We start from the raw sequence: 21,552 nt of genomic DNA, 5'->3' as shown, positions 1-21,552 counted from the left end.
AGAACCGATGAACCCCCACGCCCAGCTCGCCGCCCGCTTCCTCGTGGCGACGCTCGACAAGGACACGACGATTCAGCGCATGGTCGCCGAGGAGGTCTCACAGGCCGAGTGCTGGCCGCAGTTCGCCGCCGCCCTGGCCGGCCTCGCCGCCGCGGTGTGCCGTGAGATCGACGACCCGGATGGTGCCCGGGCGCTGTGGCTGCACTCTGTCGCAGCGGCCCTGTAAGCTTGAGTTGCCTCTCAATGGAGAAGGCGGGGAACGGTTTCAATCCGTCCGCCCCCGGGGTCACGTCTTACGTGGCGCTCGGTGTGAGCCAGCGGTCACGCTGTTCCCCGCCTGATTCAAGAGGTAAGACCAGGACCAGGCCACATAAGCCCGTCCGCCTCCCCGGCCTCACGGCGCGGGTGCAGGCCAGCGGTAAACCCGTCTCCCTGGCGAATCCCAAGAACTTATTCGGCGTGCTCACGTACGCCATACCCCAGGAGCAGACGTGAATCTGAAGGAAAAACGGAAGGCCACACTCAAGGCCGCGAAGGACGTCGTCGACGGCGCGAAGGCTGAGCGTCGTGAGATGTCCTCCGAGGAGGCGGAGATCGTGCAGAAGCTGATCGATCAGGTCGAGGAGTTCGACCGCCTGATCGTCCAGCTGTCCGAGACGCTCGGATCCGAGGAGCCGCCGGCTGATCCTGCCGAGTCGGGTCCGTCGGACGCGGAGAAGGCACGCGGTGATGCGCTGCTCGCCAAGCTCTACGGGGGCGGTGGCACCAAGTCGGGCGGTCGATACGACCCTCTCGCAGGCACGTTCACATCGAAGGCTCAGAAGAAGGACGGGGTCATGGATTTGTCGGCGAAGGGTTTGCGGACGATCGCACGGGACGCTGCGGGTAGCGCAGTGTTCGGTACGACCCCGATGGGCCAGAAGGCTCTCGTCACCGCGGGCCAGTCGATCACCTCCATTCCGATGCTCGGTGATGTGGTGGCGGACGGTAAACCGCCGGCCTCGCTGCTGGAGGTGTTGCGGTCGCGTGTCACCACGACGCCGACGTGGCAGTACCTGCGTCAGACGGGCCGTACCACGAACGCTGCGTTCGTCGCATCCGGTGGTGTGAAGCCCACGTCGGACTACGCGACCGCGACGGTCGACGGGAAGCTGTCCGTGCTCGCGCACATCTCCCAGCCGGTCGACAAGTACGTGCTCGGTGATGCGCCGGCACTGGAGCGGTTCCTCACTGACGAGATGAACTACGGCATCCGGCAGAAGCTCGAGGCGGGTCTCCTCTCCGGTGATGGTGTCGCCCCGAACCTGCTGGGTCTGCTGAACACCGGGAGTATTCAGACGCAGGCGTTCGCGACGGACGTGCTGTCGACGACCCGGTCGGCGATCACCGCGGTGGAAACCCTCGGGTTGAATGCGGACGTGTTCGTGATTCATCCGACGGACTGGCAGGCGATCGAGCTGCTGCGCACCGACACCGCGGGCAACCTCGAGTTGGGTGGTCCGGTTGATCGTGCGGCCCGCAAGCTGTGGGGCGTGCAGGTCGTCGTGTCCAACGCCCTGACCGCCGGTACCGCGGTGCTGCTGGACTCGACGAGTGTCGAGGTCGTCACGGACGGGGGCCTGGCGGTCGAGTGGTCGGATGCTGTCTCGGATGACTTCGAGCGCAACCAGAAGCGGGTACGTGTCGAGGGCCGGTTCGGGCTCGATGTGTTCCGTCCGCTCGGTGTCGTGAAGATCGCCACGGCCACAACGCCGTAACTCTCTCGAGCGTGTCGACTCCGGCCGATATGCTCACAGTGCGATCCCGAAAGGCAGCACCCCCGGTCAGTATGAGGCCGGGGGTGCTGCGCTGTGTGGGCACATTTTGGGCACACTTGCCGTCGAATCATGTCAGTCGGTGTTATCGAGTGAATGCCATATCCGCAGGTAGTGGCGATGCCGAAGCCCTGACCTGCACCATGCACCGCATTTGCAAGGCAGATGTCAGGAGTTCGAATCTCCTAGGCTCCACAGTTGAAGATTCAGGTAGAGGGTGTTTTCCCCGGTCGGGGAAGGCGCCCTTTCTGCTTTCGTGGACACCGTGTGTAGCACACGTGCATTCGGCGAACTACTCGTCACCATCGCCCACGCCGTCGACTCAGGCGGCTGGGATCGACGGCGACTCGCTATTTCGAGCACATCGCACCGTACCGCGGTGCATCGAGGTCAACGCGGCGGACGACTGGGGGTCCCGAGTGGGACGCGCCGCCTACCGAGGATTCCGGCGCGGGCGTAACTGCGCGTTCGGAAGGTCGGGAGCGGGAAGCCTCGCGACCTTCCCCGCGTATCCTTCGACCCGGCCGAACCGGTCCGATTCGCGTTCCCACGCGTCACGGAAGGCGACGATCTCGTCGTGGCTGCGGCCCACGAAGTTCCACCACATGACGATCTCCTCACCGAACGGGGTGCCGCCGAGCAGAACGACGCGAGCTGCGGAGTCGGTGGGATTCGCCAGGGTCAGTGACGGCACACCGGTGCCCACGTAGCCGAGCATGCCGGACGACAGTGTGTTGTCGCCGAGCCGGATCGTGCCGGTGTCGACGAGGACGCCGTGCTCGAATGCCGCGTCGACGTCGAGGTGAAGTTCGGTGCCCGCGTCGAGGATGATTTCGGCGCCGAGCAGCGGGGTGAACGTCTCCACCGGCGATGTGACGCCGGCGAGGGAGCCCAGGAACACCGTGGCGGAACCGCCGGTGATGACCGTCGTTTCGGGTCTGTGGTGCTGGAAGTTGCGGGGTGCGTCGCGGGCGTGCTCGGGTAATGCGACCCACAGTTGGACACCGTGCAACGTTGCGGTGGCCGAGGTGGAGACCTCGGAATGACAGATGCCGTGGCCGCCGGTCATGAGGTTGACCTCGCCGGGCCGGACGATCGCGTGCACACCGTGACTGTCGCGGTGCTCGATCTCCCCTGTGAACAGCCAACTCACCGTCTGCAGTCCGGTGTGCGGATGCGGTGCCACATCCATCCCGCCCGTGGCGACGACGTCGTCGGGGCCGTAATGGTCGACGAAACACCATGCGCCGATGAGCGATCTCTGCCGCTGGGGGAGTGTCCGCCGGACCCGCATCGCACGGGGGCCGCCGAGCGGTACCTCACGCGATGTGATGATCTCGACACGAGGGTGACCGGTGTCGTCGGGTGGGCGCGGGCCGGTCGCGCAGGTTGTTTCGACAGGCTGGGCGTCGAGGTTGCTCATCCTGTCGAGCCTGCCACCGATCCGGCGCCGATAGGCGACAATCGAACCGTGGCACATCCCGCACGGGTTCCGATCGACAAGCAGACCCGTGCGGTCTATCGGGCACAGGTCGCGGTGGCGGTGGCCGTGCGGGATGCGGTGGCCGAGGCCGGCCTGGATCGCACGCTCGTCGAACTGGTGAACCTGCGGGTGTCGCAGATCAATGGATGCGCGTACTGCCTGGACGTGCATACCCGCGACGCGCTGGCGGGTGGTGAAAAGCCACAGCGCATCGCGGTGCTGCGGGCGTGGCGGGATACCGAATTGTTCGATGACGCCGAGCGGGCTGCTCTCGAATTGGCTGAAGCAGTCACGACGCTGCCGTCGTGGTACGAGCAGGATCGTGCCTACGTCGAAGCGCGCCTGCACCTGACCGACGATCAGTTCTCGGCCGTGGTGTGGGTCGTGATCGCGATGAACGCGTTCAACCGGGTGTCGATCGTCAGCAGGCACCGCGTCGCCGCGACATCCTGGAAGACGTGAGCCGGACAACCGTGTTGTTTCACGTGAAACGCCGATCAGTCGATTGCGCGTTCCGGTCCCGGTGTGGCGAGGGCGCGGACGGTGCCCAGCACCTCGTCGAGGCTCCGGCCCGAATCGATCAGTTCGGTGCCTGTGCGGACGAGCGCGTAGATGAACTCCGCGGTCAGATCGGGGTCGGGCACACCTTGTTCACACAGCGCATCGAGAAGGGGCAGGAGTAGTTGCCGGTGCAGCGCGTGCATGTGCTCGCTGGTGAAAGCTCGCGGTGTGAAGTTCGCAAGGACACCGATGGCGGCGTGCCGCCCGTCCGCAACCAGTCGCAGGTTCACCTCGATGTAGGCGAAGACCCGCTCGGTCGGATCGTCGATCGCGTTCATCGCCGCGACCACCTTGGCGTTCCAGCGCGGGAACATGTCCTCGACGACGGCGCGCAGCAGGTCGTCGCGTGACCCGAAGTAGTGGTAGATGCTGGACCGCGCCAAGCCGGCCCGCGCGGCTACGTCACCGAGGGACGGGGCCCCGTCCGGCGTCTCCGACAGGAGATCGAGCGCCGCGTCGAGAAGTGCCCGTCGTTGTGTGGCGCGATGTTCGACGACCGTCGCCGCAGAAATCTTGGGCACGGACACTCCTCCCTCGATCGTGACGGCACTGCGCGCGCACCGATACTGCCCGCACCGATACTACGAACAGTAGTACGGCGTGGGTATCCTGTGAGCATGGGTGTTGCCGAGATTCTCGTCGCGCGAATGCGCGGTGGGTTTGCCGGCGCCACCTCCGGGGCCATGAGCATCGCCGCCCACGGCTTCGGCGGCGGGGGTACTCCCTCCCAGAGCACCGTCGCGCTGTTGATCGCGACGACTCTCGCGCTCGGCGTGCCGGCCGCCGGCACCCGTCTACCGGTCGCGGTGATCCTCGGGACCGGCCAGGTGCTCGGACACGTCGTGCTGACGTTCGACGACGGCCACACCCACGTTCCCGGCCCGGCGATGATCCTCGCTCACGGGGTCGCCACCGCGGTCGCCGCCCTGCTCGTCGTGGCCGCCGAACGCGGATGCCGCCGTGCCCTCACCGCCCTGTGCCGTATCGCATCGACCCCACCGCCGCGCCTCGTGGTGCCCACCGTGGTGCCGATTCCTCCGCGGATACCGGTCCTGCGCAGCTTCTTCCGAGCCGCAGGCATCGCGCCGCGCGCGCCACCCGTCACGGTCTGACATCGACCCCTCTACTACCACGATTGCCCCTGCGGGCGATCGCATACCTGTGCGTGCGCACAGACCGATTCGGGAGAACACCCATGAAGATGCAGACCACATTCCTCGCCGCGGCCACCCTTGTAGCCGCTGCGTTCACTGCGGGATGCGGATCCGATGAACCCGCTACGGCGGCCGACTCGATCGTCGTGTCGTCGGCGTGGACCAAGGCCGCCGACTCCGGCATGACCGGCGCATTCGCCGAACTGGACAACACCGGCGATCAGGACGTCCACATCGTGGCGGTCTCGAGTCCGGTCTCGAGCCGTTCCGAACTTCACGAGATGGCCCCCGGTGCCGGCGGCGCGATGTCGATGCGCGAAATGGACAGCGGATTGATCGTGCCCGCACACAGTCAGCACAGCCTCGCGCCCGGCGGCGACCATCTGATGCTGATGGACCTGATCGAGCCCGTCGCACCCGGCACCGACATCACGTTCGTCCTCACCTTCGACGACGGGTCGTCGACCGAATTCACCTCGCAGGTACGTGACTTTGCAGGTGCACGCGAGGACTACTCTCCGGGATCAGCCGAGGGGGCGACCCACGGTGGCTGAGCTGACGCGGCGTCGTCTGCTCGGCGGTGGCGCCGCTGCACTCGGCGTCGCAGGATTGGGTGCTGCGGGATTGGGTGCCGCCGGTGTCGGCCGTGCCACCTCCCGTGACGAGAATCCGCGCATCGTCGAGTTCCACGGCGACCACCAGGCCGGCATCGAGACCGAACCGCAGGCGTTCGCCTCGTTCGTCGCACTGGACCTACACCCGGATACCGATCGACGCGCACTCGTCGGTGTCCTGAAGGTCTGGGCGCAGGACGCATACCGGTTGACCACGGGCACCGGGGGGTTGGGGGACAGCGAACCCGAACTCGCTCGGGACCCGGCCCGGCTGACCGTCACCGTCGGATTCGGTCCAGGGGTGTTCGGAACCGGAATTTTCGAACCCGCAGACGCGGCGCGGGTGCGCCCGGAATGGCTGCGCCCCCTGCCCGCGTTCGGGATCGACCGGCTCGAGGACCGCTGGAACGGTGGAGATCTCGTACTCCAGGTGTGCGCCGACGACCCCGTTACGGTTGCGCACGCGGTGCGCGCACTCACCCGGACGGTGCGTTCGCAGGTATCGGTGCGATGGGTGCAGCGCGGCTTCCGGCACGCACTCGGCACCCGGCCCGCGGGCGCGACCATGCGCAACCTGATGGGGCAGGTCGACGGGACTGTCAATCCGGCGGCAGGCAGCACGGAGTTCGCCGGCCAGGTATGGAATCAGGGATCTCCGCCGTGGCTGGCCGGTGGCTCGTCGCTGGTGCTGCGACGTATCGGTATGGAGCTCGACACCTGGGAGGAATTGGACCGTCCCGCACGGGAACTCACGGTGGGACGCAGCCTGGAGACAGGTGCACCGTTGACCGGTTCGGCGGAGCACGACGATCCCGATTTCGCGGCTGTCGACCGGCACGGCATTCCCGTGATCCCACCGGAATCGCATGTGGCGCGCGCTCGGCCGCGCAACGCGGGCGAGCAGTTTCTGCGCCGCGGCTACAACTACGACGACATCGACGGGACGGGTTTGCTCTTCGCGGCATACCAGGCCGACGTCGATCGGCAGTTCGTGCCGGTGCAGCAACGTCTGGCCGAACACGACGCGCTGAATCCGTGGATCGTCCCGGTCGGTTCGGCGGTGTTCGTGATTCCACCCGGATTCGCCGTCGACGGGTATCCCGGCGACACACTGCTCGAGGGCTGACAACTCTGGTCGATGGAAGCGCAACGGGGGTTGCTAGGGCGGAAAATGCTCTGGTACAGGGTGGTTCACAGGAGTAGGACGAGCAGGAGTGCGACGATCAGCACGAGGCCCGTCGTGATGAGGACCATCCGGCCCGGGGAGGACTCGCCGGAGCCGCGCTCGGTAGCGCGGCGGTCCTCCCCGCCCGGCGTGCGCGACGACCCTCCGCGACCGGCGTCCGCCGGACTGTCGTACTCGGCGTCGTTGTCCTCGGGGTCGTTGTCCTCGCGGTCGTACTTCGGCACGGCGGGCAGTCGTGCCACGACCACGTCTTCTTCGCCCGCGTCGAGCAGTTCCTTGGCGCGGATGCGCGCGAGCCCGCCGGTGAGCACATCGGTCGCCTCGTACGACGGGGGAAGCCCGATGCGGGCACTGTTCGTTTCACGGGCGGGCACGAATCCGGCTGCCAGGATGGCCGCGCCCAGCGCGGCGGTCTGCTCCGGGCCCGGGCCGACGAGCGTGCGGACCATGAGCTTCGTCGAGATGCTGTTCGCGATCTCCTGAATGCGCGACCGGTCGCGGGCGACGAGACCGTCGCCCATCACCACGACCGCGTCGAGATTCGGGGGCAGCCATCCGAACGAGCCGAGTGCGCTCGCGAGCTGCGAGGCAGGCGACGGCGCGCCCTTCGTCGGCATCCGGAACGCCTTGCCCGCCGGCACCCCGGAGCGCACCAGCGTCACCGTCGAACCGGTGTCGTCGATGTGGAAGACGCCGATCAGTTGGCCCGGGGATTCGGAGATCTCCGAGGCGTACCAGATCGCCGCGCCCTGCGCGTCCGACACCAGATCGATGTGCCGCAGATCCGCGTAGTCGAGTGCCGCGCGCAACGATGCGACGGTTGCGGGATCCCAGTGCGACGGGTAGGTCGCGGTGTGACCGGGGTCGGTCCCGTCGTCAGCGCCCCCGAAGGTGGGCAGCGGCTCGGTTTCACTCAGCAGACACTGGATTGCGGTCGCCATCGCGTCTTCGGATCGGTACGTACGACCGTCGCTCGCGGTGACGCCCGCGTTCTCGCCGACGTGGGCGAGGAACCCGGCGAGCGTGCGTGCCTCGTTGTCGGACGGTCGTGCGCCGAGGGAGGTGGTGCCGTCCTCGTCGATGTGCAGCACGGTGTCCCGGGCGATGACCACCGGATCCTGGGTGCCGGGCTCGTTGGACGCGACCACCGCCGTGGACACGACTCGTCCGATCCGGAGCCCGACTCCGATCGCCATGACAGCCCTCTCCCTTCACAGGTAACGAACCGCCTACATCTTGCTACCGAAATCGCTGATCGGGGCACATACCGCGCAGTAGCCGTGCTACGGGCGTGTCGGGACCGACTATTCGGTTCCACCCATACACTTCTCGCCTATGAGCGCCACCACGCACGCCCGGGCTTTCGCCCGCACCTTCCATCCGGTAGGTCTTTCGTTTGCGCTGCTGTTCTTCGTGTGGTCGATGACCCCGTCGTTGCTTCCCCGCGCGTGGTACCTGCAAGGGGTTGCGACGGGCATCGGCATCGTCACCGGCTACGGCATCGGCTGCCTGGTCGCGTGGGCGGTGCGCCGTTGCGGACTGCACCCCGACTGGTCGCCGCGGACTCGTCGGACCGGCTGGTGGGTCCTCGCGGGCCTCACCGCGGTGGTGGTGCCGGTGTTCCTGGTACTCGGATCGTGGTGGCAGCAGATCGTCCGCGACCTCGTGCACACGGAACGGGTCGAACGGTCCCTCTATATCCCGGTGCTGTTGGTGGCGCTCGTGGTGGCGCTGCTGTTGCTGTTCATCGGGCGGGGCCTGCGCGCGGGCACGAACAAGCTCAGCCGATTCATCGACCGCTACACGCCGGCTCCGGTCGCGCGGGTGGCCGCGCTCGTGATCGTCGTCGCGTTGCTCGTCGTGCTCGTCAACGGTGCGTTGTACCGGGGGTTGCTCGGCTCTGCGGAAGAAGCATTCGCGGTCTCGGACACGGGAACTGCGGACGGGGTGCAGCAGCCGACGGCACCGGAACGGTCCGGATCGCCGGAGTCCGCCGAGGGGTGGGACACTCTCGGTCGGGAGGGGCGCACGTTCGTCGCAGGGGGCCCGGATGCGGCGCAGATCGAGGCGGTGACGGGTCGTCCCGCGATCGAACCGATCCGGGTGTACGCGGGCCGGGTGTCGGCGGACACGATCGAGGGCATCGCGGACCGGGTCGTCGCCGAACTGCAGCGGACGGGTGGTTTCGACCGCGAGACCCTCGCGGTGGTGACCACGACCGGCCGAGGCTGGGTCAACGGCAACGTCGCGAACTCCTTCGAGTACCTCAACGGCGGGGATTCGGCGATCGCGGCGATGCAGTACTCGTATCTGCCGAGCCCGCTGGCGTTCATCGCGGACCGGGAATCACCGCAAGAGGCGGGGCGGGCACTGTTCGAGGCCGTGTACGACGTCTGGCAGGACATTCCGGAGGATGCCCGGCCGAAGCTGGTGGTGTTCGGGGAGAGCCTCGGCTCGTACGGCGGGCAGGCGGCGTTCGGGTCCGGGGCTGACATGGTGGCGCGGACCGACGGGGCACTGCTCGTGGGTACCCCCAACTTCGCGCAGCCGTGGGGACGGATCACCGAACAGCGTGATCCGGGTTCACTCGAACGGCTGCCGATCGTCGACGAGGGGCGCAACATCCGTTTCGCCTCGCATCCGGACGACGCGAATCTGCCTGCGGAGTGGGATTTTCCGCGGATCGTGTTCTGGCAGCACGGAAGTGATCCGATCACCTGGTGGTCGTTCGATCTGCTGCTGAACAAGCCGGACTGGCTGCGCGAGCCGCTCGCGCCCGATGTGGATCCCGGCATGCGCTGGATTCCGTTCGTGACGTTCTGGCAGGTGACCCTGGACATGGTGTTCTCGGCCGACGTGCCCGACGGGTTCGGCCATTCCTACGGACCGGAGGCCGCAGATCTGTGGGCGGACATTCTCGTCCCCGAGGGATGGACGCAGGCGGACACCGACCGGGTGCGCGACGCGATGGGCGGCTGACCTGCGTTTTGTTGATCTTGAACAGGGATCGACCAAACCTTACGGACCGGTAAGTTGCGTGTTACAGTGCCTAGCGCTGTGTCGTACGGCACATGAACTTTCGGGTCGACTGCAGAACATCTGGGGGGAAGTATGGCGATCGGACGTGTCGGAAGATGGTGCTCCGCGGCGGTAGCCTCCGCCGCGGTGGTGGGGAGCATGCTCGCTGCTCCCGCGATCGCCAACGCCGAGGGAGACTTCTACGCACCGCCGAGCCCGCTGCCCTCCGGGAACCCCGGTGACGTGCTGCGCAGTGAGCCGTCGGACCTCGCGATCCGTGTCCCGACGTCGACCGGAATCTTCCCCGCCCAGGGCACCCGGCTGCTGTACCGGAGTAACGACGCGAACGGTGCACCGAACGCGGTGAGCGGCACCTACCTCGAGCCGTCCGTGCCGTGGTCCGGTTCGGGAGAGCGACCGCTCGTCGTGTTCGCCCCGGGCACCATCGGGCAGGGCGACCAGTGCGCACCGTCGAAGGCTCTGAACTATCTGCTGACCTACGAACCGCCGCTGGGGCTGTTCACCGAGTACGAACTGCTGTCCATCGACGCTCTGCTCGTCCAGGGGATCGCCGTCGTCATCACCGACTACGACGGCATCGGAACTCCCGGCGTCCACACCTATGTCAACCGGCTCGCCGGGGGACAAGCGGTTCTCGACGCGGCGCGCGCGGCGCAGCGACTTCCCGGCACGTCCGTCCCGGACGACGGCCCGGTCGGCTTCTTCGGATACTCGCAGGGTGGTGGCGCCTCCGCGTCGGCCGTCGAGTTGGCGCCCAGTTACGCCCCCGACCTGGATGTGCGGGGCGCCGTGGCGGGCGCGCCCCCGGCCGACCTCGCCGCGACCCTCGCCCAGATCGACGGAACGTCGCTGGCCGGTGTGATCGGCTACGCGATCAACGGGCTGCAGGATGCCTACCCGCAGGTCAAGGACGAGATCGACGGCGAGATCAACGACGCCGGCCGCGCGATGCTCGCCGAGGTCGCGAACGAGTGCGTCCCCGAGACGATTCTCCGGCACGGATTCCAGCGGACCAGCAACTACACCAAGTCCGGTGAACCCATCTCCGCGATCCTCGAACGACTCCCCGAAGCGAAGTCCGTCGTCGAGGAGCAGCGCATCGGACGGCTGAAGCCGGAGGCTCCCGTCCTGATCCAACACGCCGTCGTGGACGACAGTGTGCCCTTCGGCCAGGGCAGGCAGCTCGCTCTGGACTGGTGCGCGCAGGGGGCGACCGTCCAGTTCTCGCCGAATACGACCCCGCCGATCTTTCCCGGTCTCGGTGCGAATCACATGATTCCGATGTTCACCGGACTGCCCGAGTCGGTGCCGTACCTGGTCGACCGGTTCAACGGACTCCCGGCGCCCTCGAATTGCGGCCAGTTCTGACAGTGCGGCCGATTCCGATCTGCTGACGAAGGACCCGCACTCGTTTTCTCGAGTGCGGGTCCTTCCTTCGGGCTCTACGTCGTCCGGTCCCGGGTTTCGGTGTAGGGGCGGGCCACGTTCTCCTCCGCCGATGGACCCGGTGTCCACTCCGCGATCCACGGTCCGGTGCCGTCGCTGATGTCGATCACACCGTGCTCGAGCCAGGTGTACCGGCCGTCGAGCACACCGCCGGTCAGGTTCCGGTCGGCGTCGTCGGTGTTCGCCCACAGCCCGTCGAACAGCGTGTCGATGCGCAGCCGGGCCTGCCTGCAGAAGACGTCCGCGAGTTCGAACGCGCCGGACGCGTCGGGATGCCGGTCCACGCGTTGCCGTTCGGCTCGCGTACAGACCGCGGCCATCGCGAACAATTCGGCGCCGATGTCGACGATCCGCCCCAGGAAGTTCTGTCGCTTCTCAAGTCCCGCCTGCCACCGTGCCATGCCGTAGAACGTGGACCGGGCGAGCTTGCGGGAACACCGTTCGACGTAGCGCAGATGCTGGCCCAGGTCACCGAATTCGGCGTATGCGGTGGGCAACTGTCCCTTGCCCGCAACGAGTTTCGGTAACCATTTCGCGTAGAAGCCACTGGCCTGTGCGGCAGCCTTGGCTTTGTCCTCGACCGTGGCCTTCGGGTCCGCGAGATCGCCGGCCGCCTTCAGATGCGCGTCGACGGCCTCGCGTGCGATGAGCAAGCGCATGATCTCGCTGGAACCCTCGAAGATCCGGTTGATGCGCAGATCGCGGAGCAGCTGCTCGGCCGGAACCGCCCGTTCGCCGCGGGCCGCGAGCGACGCCGCCGTCTCGTAGCCACGGCCGCCGCGGATCTGGACGAGTTCGTCGGCGATGCGGCAGGCCGTTTCGCTGGACCACAGTTTCGCCAGAGCCGCTTCGATCCGAATGTCGTTACGGTTCTCGTCGCACATCTGCCCGGACAGTTCGACGACGGATTCGAGCGCGTAGGTGGAGGCGGCGATGTAGGAGATCTTCGCGGCGACGGCGGCGTGCTCACCGACGGGTCGGCCCCACTGCACCCGCTCGGCGGACCATTCGCGGGAGATTTTCAGCGCCAGCTTGCCTGCGCCCGCGCACATCGCGGGAATTGCGAGCCTGCCCGCATTCAGTGTCGTCAACGCGATCTTGAGGCCGTCGCCCTCACGCCCGATGAGATTCTCCTTCGGAACGCGGACCCGGTGCATTCGGGTGAGGCCGTTCTCGATTCCGCGAAGTCCCATGAACGCGTTGCGGCGTTCGACCATGATGCCGGGCGAGTCCGCTTCGACGACGAATGCCGAGATGCCGCCTCGATGGCCGTCACTGCGCGGTACCCGAGCCATGACGACGAGCAGTTCGGCGACAACGCCGTTGGTGGTCCACAGTTTCACGCCGTCGAGTTCGTATGCCGCGCCGTCGTCGATCGGGGTCGCGGTCGACGCGAGCCGTGCCGGGTCCGATCCGACGTCCGGTTCGGTGAGCAGGAACGCCGAGATCGCGCCGCGCGCGCACCGCGGCAGGAACAACCGCTTCTGCTCCGGGGTTCCGGCCAGTTTCAACGGTTCCGGGACACCGATCGACTGATGCGCCGACAGCAGGGCGCCGATGCTGGGATGCACGCACGCGACGAGCATCAGTGCGCGGTTGTAGGCGACCTGCGACAGGCCGAGTCCGCCGTACTCCGGTGAGATCTTCATGCCGAAACAGCCGAGTTCGGTCAACGCGGCAACGTATTCGTCGGGGATTCGTGCGTCGCGTTCGATGCGGGCACCGTCCATCTCGAGGCACGCGCGCCGAAGCTTCGTCAGAAATGCCTCCGTGCGGGCGTCCTCGTCGGGGGTGGGCCGCGGAAACGGGTGGACGAGGTCGAGGTCGAGTCGACCGAGGAACAGTTCCTTGGCGAACGAGGGCTTGTCCCATCCCGATTCGCGGGCTTCCTCGGCAACCGCACGGGCTTGCTCTTCGCTGATCTGGATTGGTTCCGGCATCACGCGCCCTCCCGATCGGATTCCTACCGGCCAGTATCCGCCTCGATGTGAGACAAAACACGTGTTCGGGAATATCGGTACCGGTCGGTAATACGAGGTCACCGTGGCATGTGAACGGAATCACGGCCTCGAGCCGATTGTGAACAGTGGCGTCTCGCGACGAATACGTAGTGTGGGCTACGTCAGTCCGGGTTACGTCAGTTCGGGACCAGTCGACGCAGACATCCCCTCGACCGTCCACATCCCCCGGCGTGCGAGAGCCGCCGACGGAGGCGTCACATGGAAATCCTTGCCGCAGTACCGATCCTGTTCGTGGTCATCGCACTGTTCTACGCCCTGTCCTGCTATATCGTCGACCGTCAGATCCGCGTCACCGAGCGTGAATTCGCTCGGCAGACCGACAACGACGACCCGGTCGCCTGCGCAGGCAGGTGACCGGGTCGTCGTTGTCGGAACCGCGCGATCGCCTGTGTCAATCGGTGTTTGCCGACGCCGGATCGATACGAGGAATCTGTTCGATACGGGGAGGCTCCGGCGCGACCGGAGGATGCTCGAAACGCCGGGAGCGGAAAAACGCCACACCCCCGACCACGACGGCGCCGACGATTCCCACCGCGATCAGCGATGTGCGTCCGCGGCCCGTCCCGGTGGCCGCCGGATCGGACACGAGCGCCACCACGTCGGAAGGCGACCGACGACGAGCGGTGCTCGTCACCGCCTTCACCAGATCCACCGACTTGCGAGCCACATACGAACCCGCACTCAGAGAGGTGTGCGCCACCGCGAGCGCACCCTGACCCACCACCTGCAGCGCACCGCCGAGGCTGGACGATTCCTTCGGCGGATGCACGAACTCGGCATCGGGGCCCGCGTGACTGCTGCACACTCTCGAACGTGTCATCACACCACTGTGTCACAGGTGAGATGTCCCATCACCGGTCACAGCGCCACAGCCGCTCGACCCGTACGAGAAGCACAGATGGCACGATGGAGAGGTGACTTCACCTCATCAGACCGCAACCGCCACGCTGCACACCAACCGCGGCGACATCGTGATCTCGCTGTTCGGCAATCACGCACCCAAGACCGTCGAGAACTTCGTCGGCCTGGCGAACGGCACCAAGGAATACAAGACGCAGAACGCCAAGGGCGAGACCACCGGTCCGTTCTACGACGGCGCGATCTTCCACCGCGTCATCGCCGGCTTCATGCTCCAGGGCGGCGACCCGACCGGCACCGGCCGCGGTGGCCCGGGCTACCAGTTCGGCGACGAGTTCCATCCCGATCTGCAGTTCGACCGCCCGTACCTGCTCGCCATGGCGAACGCGGGCCCGGGCACCAACGGTTCGCAGTTCTTCATCACCGTGGATCGCACGCCGCACCTCAATCGTCGCCACACCATTTTCGGTGAGGTCGTCGACGAGGAGTCCCGCAAGGTCGTCGACGCGATCGGGAAGACCGCAACCGACCGGAACGACCGTCCCGCCGACGACGTCGTCATCGAGAGCATCACCATCGCCTGAGAAGGAAACCCATGACGAACCCCGGCTGGGGCCCGGCGGCCGAAGGGGGCGGCCCTCCGCCCCAGCCGCGGTGCGTTCGCCATCCCGACCGTCCGACCCTGCTTTCCTGTACCCGTTGCGGGCGGCCCGCCTGCCCCGACTGTCTGCGTGACGCCTCGGTCGGTCAGCAGTGCGTGGACTGTGTCGCCGCGGACCGCCGCGCCGCGCCGCAGGCGCGCACCGTCGCCGGTGCCCCCGTGCGCGACGCACATCCGACCCCGTTGATCACGTACATCCTCATCGGATTGAACATCCTCGTCTTCGCGGTCACGGCCGCGCAGTCGTCGAGCGTGATGAACAATCACCTGCGGTCCGGGCTGTTCTTCGATTTCGCGCTGTGGCCGCCGATGATCGCGGGCAACGACGAATATCTGCGCCTGCTCGGCAGCGGCTTCCTGCATTTCGGGCCGATCCACCTCGCGGTCAACATGTTCGCGCTGTGGGTGATCGGCCGCGACACCGAGATCGTTCTCGGTCGCGCCCGGTACATCGCCGTGTATCTGCTGTCCATCCTCGGCGGGTCGGCGGCGGTGATGCTGATGCAGACCGACGCGGTCACCGCGGGTGCGTCCGGTGCGGTGTTCGGGCTCATGGGTGCGCAGGCGGTGATTCTGCTGCGGCTGCGCCGCAGTCCCGCACCGGTGCTCACCGTCGTCGCGGTGAACGTCTTCATCAGCATCACCATCCCCGGTATCTCACTGTGGGGGCATCTCGGTGGTCTCGTGATCGGCGCGGCATCGACAGCGGCGTTCCTGTACGGCCCGCAACTCCTCGGTGCCGGCACCGATCGTGGTCGCGTGGTCCGGACCGGGTGGCTCGCGTTCGGCGCGGTCACGATCGTGACCGCGCTGGTGATCGTGCTCGGGGTGCTGCGGTTGCGGTCTCAGCTCGGTCTCTGATCCGGCGCGAGGTCGCGCAGTGCGAGTGCGTCGTACACGTCCCGCGGATCGGCACCCAGATCCCAGCGGCCGAAGATCATGAGCCGTTCGGTGCCGCTGCCGGGGTCGCGCGCGTCGATCTCGAGCATGGGTACCCGGCGGCCGAAGCGCGGGTACTCGACGATCCGTACGCGCATCAGCGCGGCCCGAGGGAAGACCTGACGCCCGGTCACCCGTGTGCAGGCAAGCCCGGAATTGTCGTCGAGGACCTCGAGGCGGGGCCGCTGCCGGGCCGCCAGCGCGGCCGTCGCCAGGACGAGCAGCGCGGCAGCACCCACGAGGAAACGTCCCGCCGGGTCCGTCGTGAACGCGACCGCGGCCACCGTCAGCACACCGCCACCGAGCACGAGCGCGGCGATCGCGACGGGTGGCGTGGACCATCGCAGCGCGCTCACCGAGGAACGCTCCCCGGCACGGACGCGCTGGTAATGCACAGGTTTCTCCACAGGTGGGGATGAATCACAATTGTGTAATCTCAGCGCCACTTCATGGTCATGATCAGACCCACGACCATGAAACCGAACCCGATGAGAAAGTTGTACGCACCCAGATCGTTCATCCACGAGATCTGCTCGGCGGCCAAGTAGTACACGACCAGCCACAGCAGGCCCACGATCATCAGGCCGAGCATCACCGAGACGTACACGGTGCTGGACGGACCCGCCTTGACCTTGACGGGAGTGCGACTCACCGACCTGAGCGGCTGATCGCTCTTCTTCCGGACCTTCGACTTGGGCATGTTGTCCTCGCTCGTGCGGAACCGCCCGCGCGGCGGGCAGAGTAGGTTGGGCAGCTACATGTGTTCAGTACACGCTAACGCAGACCGGCGACGGGAGGATCGGGGTGTCCGACGGGCGGATACGTGCGCTGGCCTGGGGTTCCGCTGCGCTGGCTGTGTGCCTGGTCGCCGGGCTGCTGCTCGGAACCACCCGCGGTGTGTCCGACGGTGACGAACTGCGCGCCTCCGATTCGACCCGGCTGTCCGATCTCGTTCGGGCCGCCCAAGCGAAGGTCGACGAATTGGGCGAGCTGCGCGACGATCTCGCGACCCGCGGTGCCGAGCTGCAGGATCGGGCGGCGGCCACCGACGACGACGTCGCACACGTCGTATCCGATGCGAACGCGCTCGCCGATCCGGCGGGGCTGACCGCCCTCCGCGGACCGGGCATCACCGTCACCCTCACCGATGCTCCGCGCGGACCGGACGGCCGCTACCCGACCGGTGCCGCCCCCGACGATCTGGTCGTGCACCAGCAGGACGTGCAGAGTGTGCTCAACGCCCTGTGGGCGGGCGGCGCCGAGGCGATCGCAATGCAGGACCAGCGGATCGTGGCGACCTCGGCGCCCCGCTGCATCGGCAACACACTGCTGCTGCACGGGCGGACCTATTCGCCGCCGTACGTGATGACCGCGCTCGGCGACCGCGCGCGGCTGGAGGCGGCACTCGCCGCGGAACCGGGCGTCACCGTCTACAAGCAGTACGCGACCCGCTTCGGTCTCGGATACACCGAGCAGGCCTCCGACGATCTCGCCGTCCCCGCCTACACCGGCCGCGCATCCGTTCGCTGACCGGTCGGTACGCTGCGTGTCATGCGCATCCTCGTGGTCGACAACTACGACAGTTTCGTGTTCAACCTGGTCCAGTATCTGGGTCAGCTCGGAACGCGAGCCGAGATCTGGCGCAACGACGACGAACGCCTCACCGCGCCCGGCGCGCTCACGACCGTCGCGAAGGACTACGACGGGATCCTGCTCAGCCCCGGACCGGGCACCCCGGAACGAGCGGGTGTGAGCATCGACCTGGTGCGGGCGTGTGCCGACACGACGACGCCACTGCTCGGTGTCTGCCTGGGACATCAGTCGATCGGTGTCGCATTCGGCGGGACCGTCGACCGGGCCCCGGAGTTGCTGCACGGCAAGACCAGCCTGGTGCACCACAACGGCACCGGGGTGCTGGCGGGGCTGCCCGATCCGTTCACCGCGACCCGCTACCACTCGTTGACGGTGCTGCCGGAGACGATGCCGGCCGAGCTGGAACCGACCGGGCACACCGAATCGGGCATCGTCATGGCGTTGCGGCACACCGAGCTGCCGATTCACGGTGTCCAGTTCCATCCGGAGTCGGTGCTCACGCAGGGTGGTCACCGGATGCTCGCGAACTGGATGTCGTTGTGCGGTGAGGCCCCGGACGAAAGCCTCGTCGCGCAGCTGGAGGCCGACATGGCGCGCGCCCTCGACGGTGGTGCCGCCTGACCCCGCACATCTCGCGGCCGGGTACCGCACACACGAGAGCCGGGCACACGAGAGGGGCTCGGGCGTAATGCCCGAGCCCCTCGCTCGTTCCGGTTCCGTCAGCGGATACCCAGCACCCCGACCCCAACCGTGATCGTCTGGGTCTTGGAAATCTCGGAGCCCGGCGGCTGCTGTTGCGTGACGACCGTGCCGACCAGTTCGGGGGCGAGCGTCGGCTCGCGGGTCTGCTGCAGCTGTGAGGCCGACCCCGTCCATCCCGCGGCACGCAGCGTGGCGAGTGCCTCGGACACCGACCGGCTCGTGATCACCGGCATCTCGACCCGGTCCCCGTTGGAGACCTGGATCGTGACCGTCTGCCCCTTCGTGGCGTTGGCGCCGCCTGCCGGACTTGTGGAGACGACGGTTCCCTCGGTCTGGCCGGATTCGATCTGCTCGGTCTCGACGGTGAATCCGGCGCTCTCGATGTTCTCCCGGGCGACTGCGAGAGTCTGACCGGCCACGTTCGGAACCCGCACCTGTTCCGGTCCGGAACCGAGCGAGATCGTGACGGCGCTGTCGCGGTCGGCTTTACTCCCGGACGCCGGGTCCTGCGAGACCACCGTGTCGACCTGCGCTTGCGTGGACGATGCCGTCCCGACGTTCGGATCCAGACGCAGACCGATCTCGGTGAGTGCCTCCGCGGCCTCCTGCCTGGTCATCCCGCTCAACTTCGGCACTTGCAGTTGTTCCGGGCCGCTGGACACCTCCAGCGTCACCGTCGAATTCTCCTCCGCCTGGGTGCCGGGGACCGGGCGGGTGTTGACGACGTTGCCGGACGCGACGACCGCATCCGGTTTCGGTTGCACGGACACGCGGAAACCCGCGTCCTGGAGTTGGGCTTCGGCGACGGCCTGCGCGAGGTTACGGACGTCGGGCACCGCGACCTGCGCCGCGGACGATCCGGGACCGAGCGACCACAGGAAGACCCCGACGATGCCGACGACGACGGCCGCGGCCACCCCCATCAGGACACGCTTCGTGACCGAACCACCCCCCGAGCCGCCCCCCGAACCACCGGCCGCCGCCGCAACGGGTGCAGCGTCGTCCCGGTAGTTCGAATCGGTGTCGACGGCGCCGAGGAAGGTGGTGCGTTCGTCGTCGGTCATCACCATCGGGGCGCTGGGCCGCTGCCCGCTGAGCACCCGGATCAGGTCGCTGCGCATTTCGGCGGCACTCTGATAGCGGTTGGCAGGGTTCTTCGCCATCGCCTTCAGGATCACCGAATCCAGTTCCGGCGGCACTGCGGGATTCACCGACGACGGCAGCGGCGGATCCTCCCGCACGTGCTGGTAGGCCACCGCGACCGGGGAATCACCCTTGAACGGCGGCTCGCCGGTGAGGATTTCGAACAGCACACAGCCCACCGAATAGACGTCGGAGCGGGCATCGACCTGCTCACCACGCGCCTGCTCCGGCGACAGGTATTGCGCGGTGCCGATGACCGCGGCGGTCTGCGTCATCGGGCTCGCCGCATCCGACAGGGCGCGGGCGATACCGAAGTCCATGACCTTGACGGCACCGGCCTTGTTGATCATGACGTTCGCGGGTTTGACGTCGCGGTGCACGATCAGGTTGCGGTGGCTGAAGTCCAGTGCCGCACAGACGTCGGCGATGACTTCCATCGCCCGTTTCGGCGGCATCGGGCCGGTGCCGCGCACGATGTCGCGCAGCGTGTCGCCCTCGACGAACTCCATGACGATGTACGGCAGCGGCCCGGCGTCGGTTTCCGCTTCGCCGGTGTCGTAGACGGCCACGATGGCCGGATGGTTCAAGGCCGCCGCGTTCTGCGCCTCGCGACGGAACCGCAGGTAGAACGTGGGGTCGCGGGCGAGGTCGGCGCGCAGGACCTTGATCGCCACGTCGCGGCCGAGCCGTAGATCGCGAGCCAGGTGCACTTCGGACATGCCACCGAAGCCGAGGATCTCACCCAATTCGTAGCGTGAGGAGAGCTTGCGCGGTGTGGTCATGAAGTTCCTGTTTCCGGCTCGTTGTTCGAATTCGTGTTGTTGCTCGCCCCCGGTTCGACTTCCCCGTCACCGCTGCCCTCGGCTCCGCCTCCGGCTCCGGCTCCCGGTTCGGTGGTCGTGGTCGTGGCTGCGGTGGTTGTGGTGATGGCCGTGGTCGTTGTCGTCGTGGTGGTCGGTTCCGGAGTCGTGGTGGTCGGTTCCGGTGTGGTCGTCGTCGGCGGTGGTGGGGTAGTGGTGGTCGGTTCCGGTGTGGTCGTCGGAACAGTAGTGACCGGCGGCGGCACCGGGATCGTCGGTTCCACGGTCGCTGTGACCGTGGGCGGCCGGGTGGTCGTCGTCGGCTTCGGCGCTGTCGTCGTGGTAATCCGTGTCGTCGGCGACGGACCGGGTGTCGGCTCGTCCGAGCCGGACCGGTCGAACAACACGACACCGAGCGCGATCGCCGCGAGGGCCACCGCGACCGCGGCGGCCCACAGCAGCGCCTTCGGTGAGAGGCCGCCACCGGAGTCGCCGATCGGCGGTTGTGTGCCCGTCACCTGGGTCTGACCCGTGTACGGGGTCTGTGGCGGCGGGGTCGGACCGGTGTACGGCTCGCCGGCGTACGGCTGCTGCGCCGACAACGCCCGGGTCGCGACGGTCGGTGGCGTCGTGCCCGGCACACCGGGCGGCAGCACCCGGTTCGCACCGGTGACCGGCGGGACGTTGCCGGGTGGCGGCACCGGCCGGCCCGCGCGGACGGTCGCGACGGCGTCGGCGAATTCGCCGCCACTCGAATAGCGCTGCGCCGGATCCTTGGCCATGCCGATCTCGATGAGGTCCCGCACACCCGCCGGCAGGTCCCCGGGCAGCGGTGCGGGCACCTCCTGCACATGCTTCATCGCGACGGTGACGACGCTGTCGCCGAGGAACGGACGCCGGCCGGACAGCGCTTCGTAGCCGACGACGGCCAGCGAATACACGTCGCTCGCCGAGGTCGCTTCCTGACCGAGTGCCTGCTCCGGCGAAATGTACTGGGCGGTGCCCATCACCATGCCCGTACGGGTCACCGGGGAGGCGTCGACGGCCTTCGCGATACCGAAGTCGGTGATCTTGACCTGACCGGTCGGGGTGATGAGGATGTTGCCCGGCTTGACGTCACGGTGCACGACCCCGGCATCGTGCGCGGCCTGCAGAGCACGGCCGGTCTGTTCGAGCATGTCGAGGCTGTGCGCCAACGACAACCGGCCCACCCTGGCGAGCACCGCGTTGAGCGGTTCACCGTGCACGAGTTCCATCACCAGATAGGCGATGGACTGCCCTTCGGCGTCGATGATCTCGCCGTAGTCGAACACCCCGGCGATACCGGGGTGATTCAGCTGGGCGGTGGTGCGCGCCTCGAACCGGAACCGGGTCAAGAAGTCCGGGTCGTCCGACAGTTCTGCCTTGAGGATCTTCACCGCGACTCGGCGGTCGAGCCGGGTGTCGAGTCCTTCCCACACCTGGCCCATACCGCCGGTCGCGATGAGCCGCTGCAGACGATATCGGTCGGCGATCATGGTGCCGCTGTTCACAGCCAT

Annotated in this window: 22 protein-coding genes; 13 read left to right on the top strand and 9 right to left on the bottom strand. The window is 67.4% G+C overall.

What is annotated here, in order from left to right; translation table 11 throughout:
- Positions 1-7 precede the first annotated feature (7 nt).
- The gene (locus WAX14_RS07150; RefSeq protein ID WP_422627396.1) at positions 8-226 is read left to right on the top strand and encodes a hypothetical protein; all 219 of its coding nucleotides are present in this window, start codon (positions 8-10) and stop codon (positions 224-226) included.
- Between the two features lie 265 nt (positions 227-491).
- Complete coding sequence (locus tag WAX14_RS07145; RefSeq protein WP_422627395.1) at positions 492-1,757, top strand: phage major capsid protein; 1,266 nt, start codon at positions 492-494, stop codon at positions 1,755-1,757.
- Between the two features lie 490 nt (positions 1,758-2,247).
- Here WAX14_RS07145 and WAX14_RS07140 read toward each other — a convergent pair whose 3' ends face one another.
- On the bottom strand, positions 2,248-3,237 hold the full coding sequence (locus tag WAX14_RS07140) for a pirin family protein (protein WP_422627394.1): 990 nt from the start codon (positions 3,235-3,237) through the stop codon (positions 2,248-2,250).
- Positions 3,238-3,285: 48 nt separating this feature from the next.
- On the opposite strand from WAX14_RS07140, the gene WAX14_RS07135 reads away from it, so the two are divergent.
- Complete coding sequence (locus tag WAX14_RS07135) at positions 3,286-3,759, top strand: carboxymuconolactone decarboxylase family protein (RefSeq protein ID WP_422627393.1); 474 nt, start codon at positions 3,286-3,288, stop codon at positions 3,757-3,759.
- Positions 3,760-3,794: 35 nt separating this feature from the next.
- On the opposite strand, the gene WAX14_RS07130 is transcribed toward WAX14_RS07135, so the two are convergent.
- Positions 3,795-4,379 carry a TetR/AcrR family transcriptional regulator gene (locus tag WAX14_RS07130; protein WP_422627392.1) on the bottom strand — a complete coding sequence of 195 codons (585 nt, stop codon included), beginning with the start codon at positions 4,377-4,379 and terminating at the stop codon, positions 3,795-3,797.
- Between the two features lie 96 nt (positions 4,380-4,475).
- Between WAX14_RS07130 and WAX14_RS07125 the strand changes: the two genes are divergently transcribed.
- The 3 genes from WAX14_RS07125 (at position 4,476) to WAX14_RS07115 (ending at position 6,752) form a co-directional block, all read left to right on the top strand.
- Positions 4,476-4,970 carry a hypothetical protein gene (locus tag WAX14_RS07125; RefSeq protein ID WP_422627391.1) on the top strand — a complete coding sequence of 165 codons (495 nt, stop codon included), beginning with the start codon at positions 4,476-4,478 and terminating at the stop codon, positions 4,968-4,970.
- Between the two features lie 83 nt (positions 4,971-5,053).
- A complete protein-coding gene (locus tag WAX14_RS07120; protein ID WP_422627390.1) occupies positions 5,054-5,566 on the top strand; it encodes a copper chaperone PCu(A)C in 513 nt (170 codons plus the stop codon).
- A complete protein-coding gene (locus tag WAX14_RS07115; RefSeq protein ID WP_422627389.1) occupies positions 5,559-6,752 on the top strand; it encodes a Dyp-type peroxidase in 1,194 nt (397 codons plus the stop codon). The genes WAX14_RS07120 and WAX14_RS07115 overlap by 8 nt, the downstream gene beginning before the upstream one ends.
- Positions 6,753-6,817: 65 nt before the next feature.
- On the opposite strand, the gene WAX14_RS07110 is transcribed toward WAX14_RS07115, so the two are convergent.
- Positions 6,818-8,008 (bottom strand): hypothetical protein, encoded by a 1,191-nt coding sequence (locus WAX14_RS07110; RefSeq protein ID WP_422627388.1) that lies wholly within the window; start codon positions 8,006-8,008, stop codon positions 6,818-6,820.
- Between the two features lie 139 nt (positions 8,009-8,147).
- Here WAX14_RS07110 and WAX14_RS07105 point away from each other — a divergent pair, with 139 nt between their 5' ends.
- Together WAX14_RS07105 and WAX14_RS07100 are read left to right on the top strand one after the other, a co-directional pair.
- Entirely contained in the window at positions 8,148-9,791 is a 1,644-nt protein-coding gene (locus WAX14_RS07105) for an alpha/beta hydrolase (RefSeq protein WP_422627387.1), read from the top strand.
- Between the two features lie 132 nt (positions 9,792-9,923).
- A complete protein-coding gene (locus tag WAX14_RS07100) occupies positions 9,924-11,219 on the top strand; it encodes a lipase family protein (RefSeq protein ID WP_422627386.1) in 1,296 nt (431 codons plus the stop codon).
- 74 nt (positions 11,220-11,293) lie between these two features.
- On the opposite strand, the gene WAX14_RS07095 is transcribed toward WAX14_RS07100, so the two are convergent.
- Positions 11,294-13,237, bottom strand: a complete 1,944-nt coding sequence (locus WAX14_RS07095; RefSeq protein ID WP_422627385.1) for an acyl-CoA dehydrogenase family protein — start codon at positions 13,235-13,237, stop codon at positions 11,294-11,296.
- Between the two features lie 279 nt (positions 13,238-13,516).
- Between WAX14_RS07095 and WAX14_RS07090 the strand changes: the two genes are divergently transcribed.
- Entirely contained in the window at positions 13,517-13,672 is a 156-nt protein-coding gene (locus WAX14_RS07090) for a hypothetical protein (protein ID WP_422627384.1), read from the top strand.
- A 37-nt stretch (positions 13,673-13,709) separates the two neighbouring features.
- Here the strand turns inward: WAX14_RS07090 and WAX14_RS07085 are convergent, their stop codons facing one another.
- Positions 13,710-14,138, bottom strand: a complete 429-nt coding sequence (locus WAX14_RS07085) for a hypothetical protein (RefSeq protein WP_422627383.1) — start codon at positions 14,136-14,138, stop codon at positions 13,710-13,712.
- A gap of 94 nt (positions 14,139-14,232) precedes the next feature.
- Here WAX14_RS07085 and WAX14_RS07080 point away from each other — a divergent pair, with 94 nt between their 5' ends.
- Both WAX14_RS07080 and WAX14_RS07075 read left to right on the top strand, forming a co-directional pair.
- Positions 14,233-14,760 carry a peptidylprolyl isomerase gene (locus WAX14_RS07080; RefSeq protein WP_422627382.1) on the top strand — a complete coding sequence of 176 codons (528 nt, stop codon included), beginning with the start codon at positions 14,233-14,235 and terminating at the stop codon, positions 14,758-14,760.
- A gap of 11 nt (positions 14,761-14,771) precedes the next feature.
- Complete coding sequence (locus WAX14_RS07075) at positions 14,772-15,698, top strand: rhomboid family intramembrane serine protease (protein WP_422627381.1); 927 nt, start codon at positions 14,772-14,774, stop codon at positions 15,696-15,698.
- On the opposite strand, the gene WAX14_RS07070 is transcribed toward WAX14_RS07075, so the two are convergent.
- Both WAX14_RS07070 and crgA read right to left on the bottom strand, forming a co-directional pair.
- Positions 15,683-16,132 (bottom strand): PH domain-containing protein, encoded by a 450-nt coding sequence (locus WAX14_RS07070; protein ID WP_422627380.1) that lies wholly within the window; start codon positions 16,130-16,132, stop codon positions 15,683-15,685. The genes WAX14_RS07075 and WAX14_RS07070 overlap by 16 nt on opposite strands.
- An 80-nt stretch (positions 16,133-16,212) precedes the next feature.
- On the bottom strand, positions 16,213-16,476 hold the full coding sequence (gene crgA / locus WAX14_RS07065; RefSeq protein ID WP_422627379.1) for a cell division protein CrgA: 264 nt from the start codon (positions 16,474-16,476) through the stop codon (positions 16,213-16,215).
- A gap of 104 nt (positions 16,477-16,580) precedes the next feature.
- Between crgA and WAX14_RS07060 the strand changes: the two genes are divergently transcribed.
- Complete coding sequence (locus tag WAX14_RS07060; RefSeq protein WP_422627378.1) at positions 16,581-17,306, top strand: DUF881 domain-containing protein; 726 nt, start codon at positions 16,581-16,583, stop codon at positions 17,304-17,306.
- A gap of 21 nt (positions 17,307-17,327) precedes the next feature.
- The gene (locus WAX14_RS07055) at positions 17,328-17,990 is read left to right on the top strand and encodes an aminodeoxychorismate/anthranilate synthase component II (protein ID WP_422627377.1); all 663 of its coding nucleotides are present in this window, start codon (positions 17,328-17,330) and stop codon (positions 17,988-17,990) included.
- A gap of 98 nt (positions 17,991-18,088) precedes the next feature.
- Here WAX14_RS07055 and pknB read toward each other — a convergent pair whose 3' ends face one another.
- Together pknB and WAX14_RS07045 are read right to left on the bottom strand one after the other, a co-directional pair.
- Positions 18,089-19,996 carry a Stk1 family PASTA domain-containing Ser/Thr kinase gene (pknB, locus tag WAX14_RS07050; RefSeq protein WP_422627376.1) on the bottom strand — a complete coding sequence of 636 codons (1,908 nt, stop codon included), beginning with the start codon at positions 19,994-19,996 and terminating at the stop codon, positions 18,089-18,091.
- Complete coding sequence (locus WAX14_RS07045) at positions 19,993-21,552, bottom strand: serine/threonine-protein kinase (RefSeq protein ID WP_422627375.1); 1,560 nt, start codon at positions 21,550-21,552, stop codon at positions 19,993-19,995. The genes pknB and WAX14_RS07045 overlap by 4 nt, the downstream gene beginning before the upstream one ends.

The sequence above is a fragment of the Rhodococcus sp. (in: high G+C Gram-positive bacteria) genome (assembly GCF_049299235.1).
Lineage (GTDB): Bacteria > Actinomycetota > Actinomycetes > Mycobacteriales > Mycobacteriaceae > Rhodococcus.
This window is presented reverse-complemented; position numbering and strand designations above follow the sequence as displayed.

What these genes read in the sequence shown, in the direction of transcription:
- WAX14_RS07110 (WP_422627388.1), bottom strand. Translation starts at nt 8,008, where the DNA reads ATGGCGATCGGAGTCGGGCTCCGGATCGGACGAGTCGTGTCCACGGCG.
- WAX14_RS07090 (WP_422627384.1), top strand. Translation starts at nt 13,517, where the DNA reads ATGGAAATCCTTGCCGCAGTACCGATCCTGTTCGTGGTCATCGCACTG.
- WAX14_RS07150 (WP_422627396.1), top strand. Translation starts at nt 8, where the DNA reads ATGAACCCCCACGCCCAGCTCGCCGCCCGCTTCCTCGTGGCGACGCTC.
- WAX14_RS07125 (WP_422627391.1), top strand. Translation starts at nt 4,476, where the DNA reads ATGGGTGTTGCCGAGATTCTCGTCGCGCGAATGCGCGGTGGGTTTGCC.
- WAX14_RS07095 (WP_422627385.1), bottom strand. Translation starts at nt 13,237, where the DNA reads ATGCCGGAACCAATCCAGATCAGCGAAGAGCAAGCCCGTGCGGTTGCC.
- WAX14_RS07140 (WP_422627394.1), bottom strand. Translation starts at nt 3,237, where the DNA reads ATGAGCAACCTCGACGCCCAGCCTGTCGAAACAACCTGCGCGACCGGC.
- WAX14_RS07055 (WP_422627377.1), top strand. Translation starts at nt 17,328, where the DNA reads ATGCGCATCCTCGTGGTCGACAACTACGACAGTTTCGTGTTCAACCTG.
- crgA (WP_422627379.1), bottom strand. Translation starts at nt 16,476, where the DNA reads ATGCCCAAGTCGAAGGTCCGGAAGAAGAGCGATCAGCCGCTCAGGTCG.
- WAX14_RS07085 (WP_422627383.1), bottom strand. Translation starts at nt 14,138, where the DNA reads ATGACACGTTCGAGAGTGTGCAGCAGTCACGCGGGCCCCGATGCCGAG.
- WAX14_RS07105 (WP_422627387.1), top strand. Translation starts at nt 8,148, where the DNA reads ATGAGCGCCACCACGCACGCCCGGGCTTTCGCCCGCACCTTCCATCCG.
- pknB (WP_422627376.1), bottom strand. Translation starts at nt 19,996, where the DNA reads ATGACCACACCGCGCAAGCTCTCCTCACGCTACGAATTGGGTGAGATC.
- WAX14_RS07075 (WP_422627381.1), top strand. Translation starts at nt 14,772, where the DNA reads ATGACGAACCCCGGCTGGGGCCCGGCGGCCGAAGGGGGCGGCCCTCCG.
- WAX14_RS07045 (WP_422627375.1), bottom strand. Translation starts at nt 21,552, where the DNA reads ATGGCTGTGAACAGCGGCACCATGATCGCCGACCGATATCGTCTGCAG.
- WAX14_RS07120 (WP_422627390.1), top strand. Translation starts at nt 5,054, where the DNA reads ATGAAGATGCAGACCACATTCCTCGCCGCGGCCACCCTTGTAGCCGCT.
- WAX14_RS07100 (WP_422627386.1), top strand. Translation starts at nt 9,924, where the DNA reads ATGGCGATCGGACGTGTCGGAAGATGGTGCTCCGCGGCGGTAGCCTCC.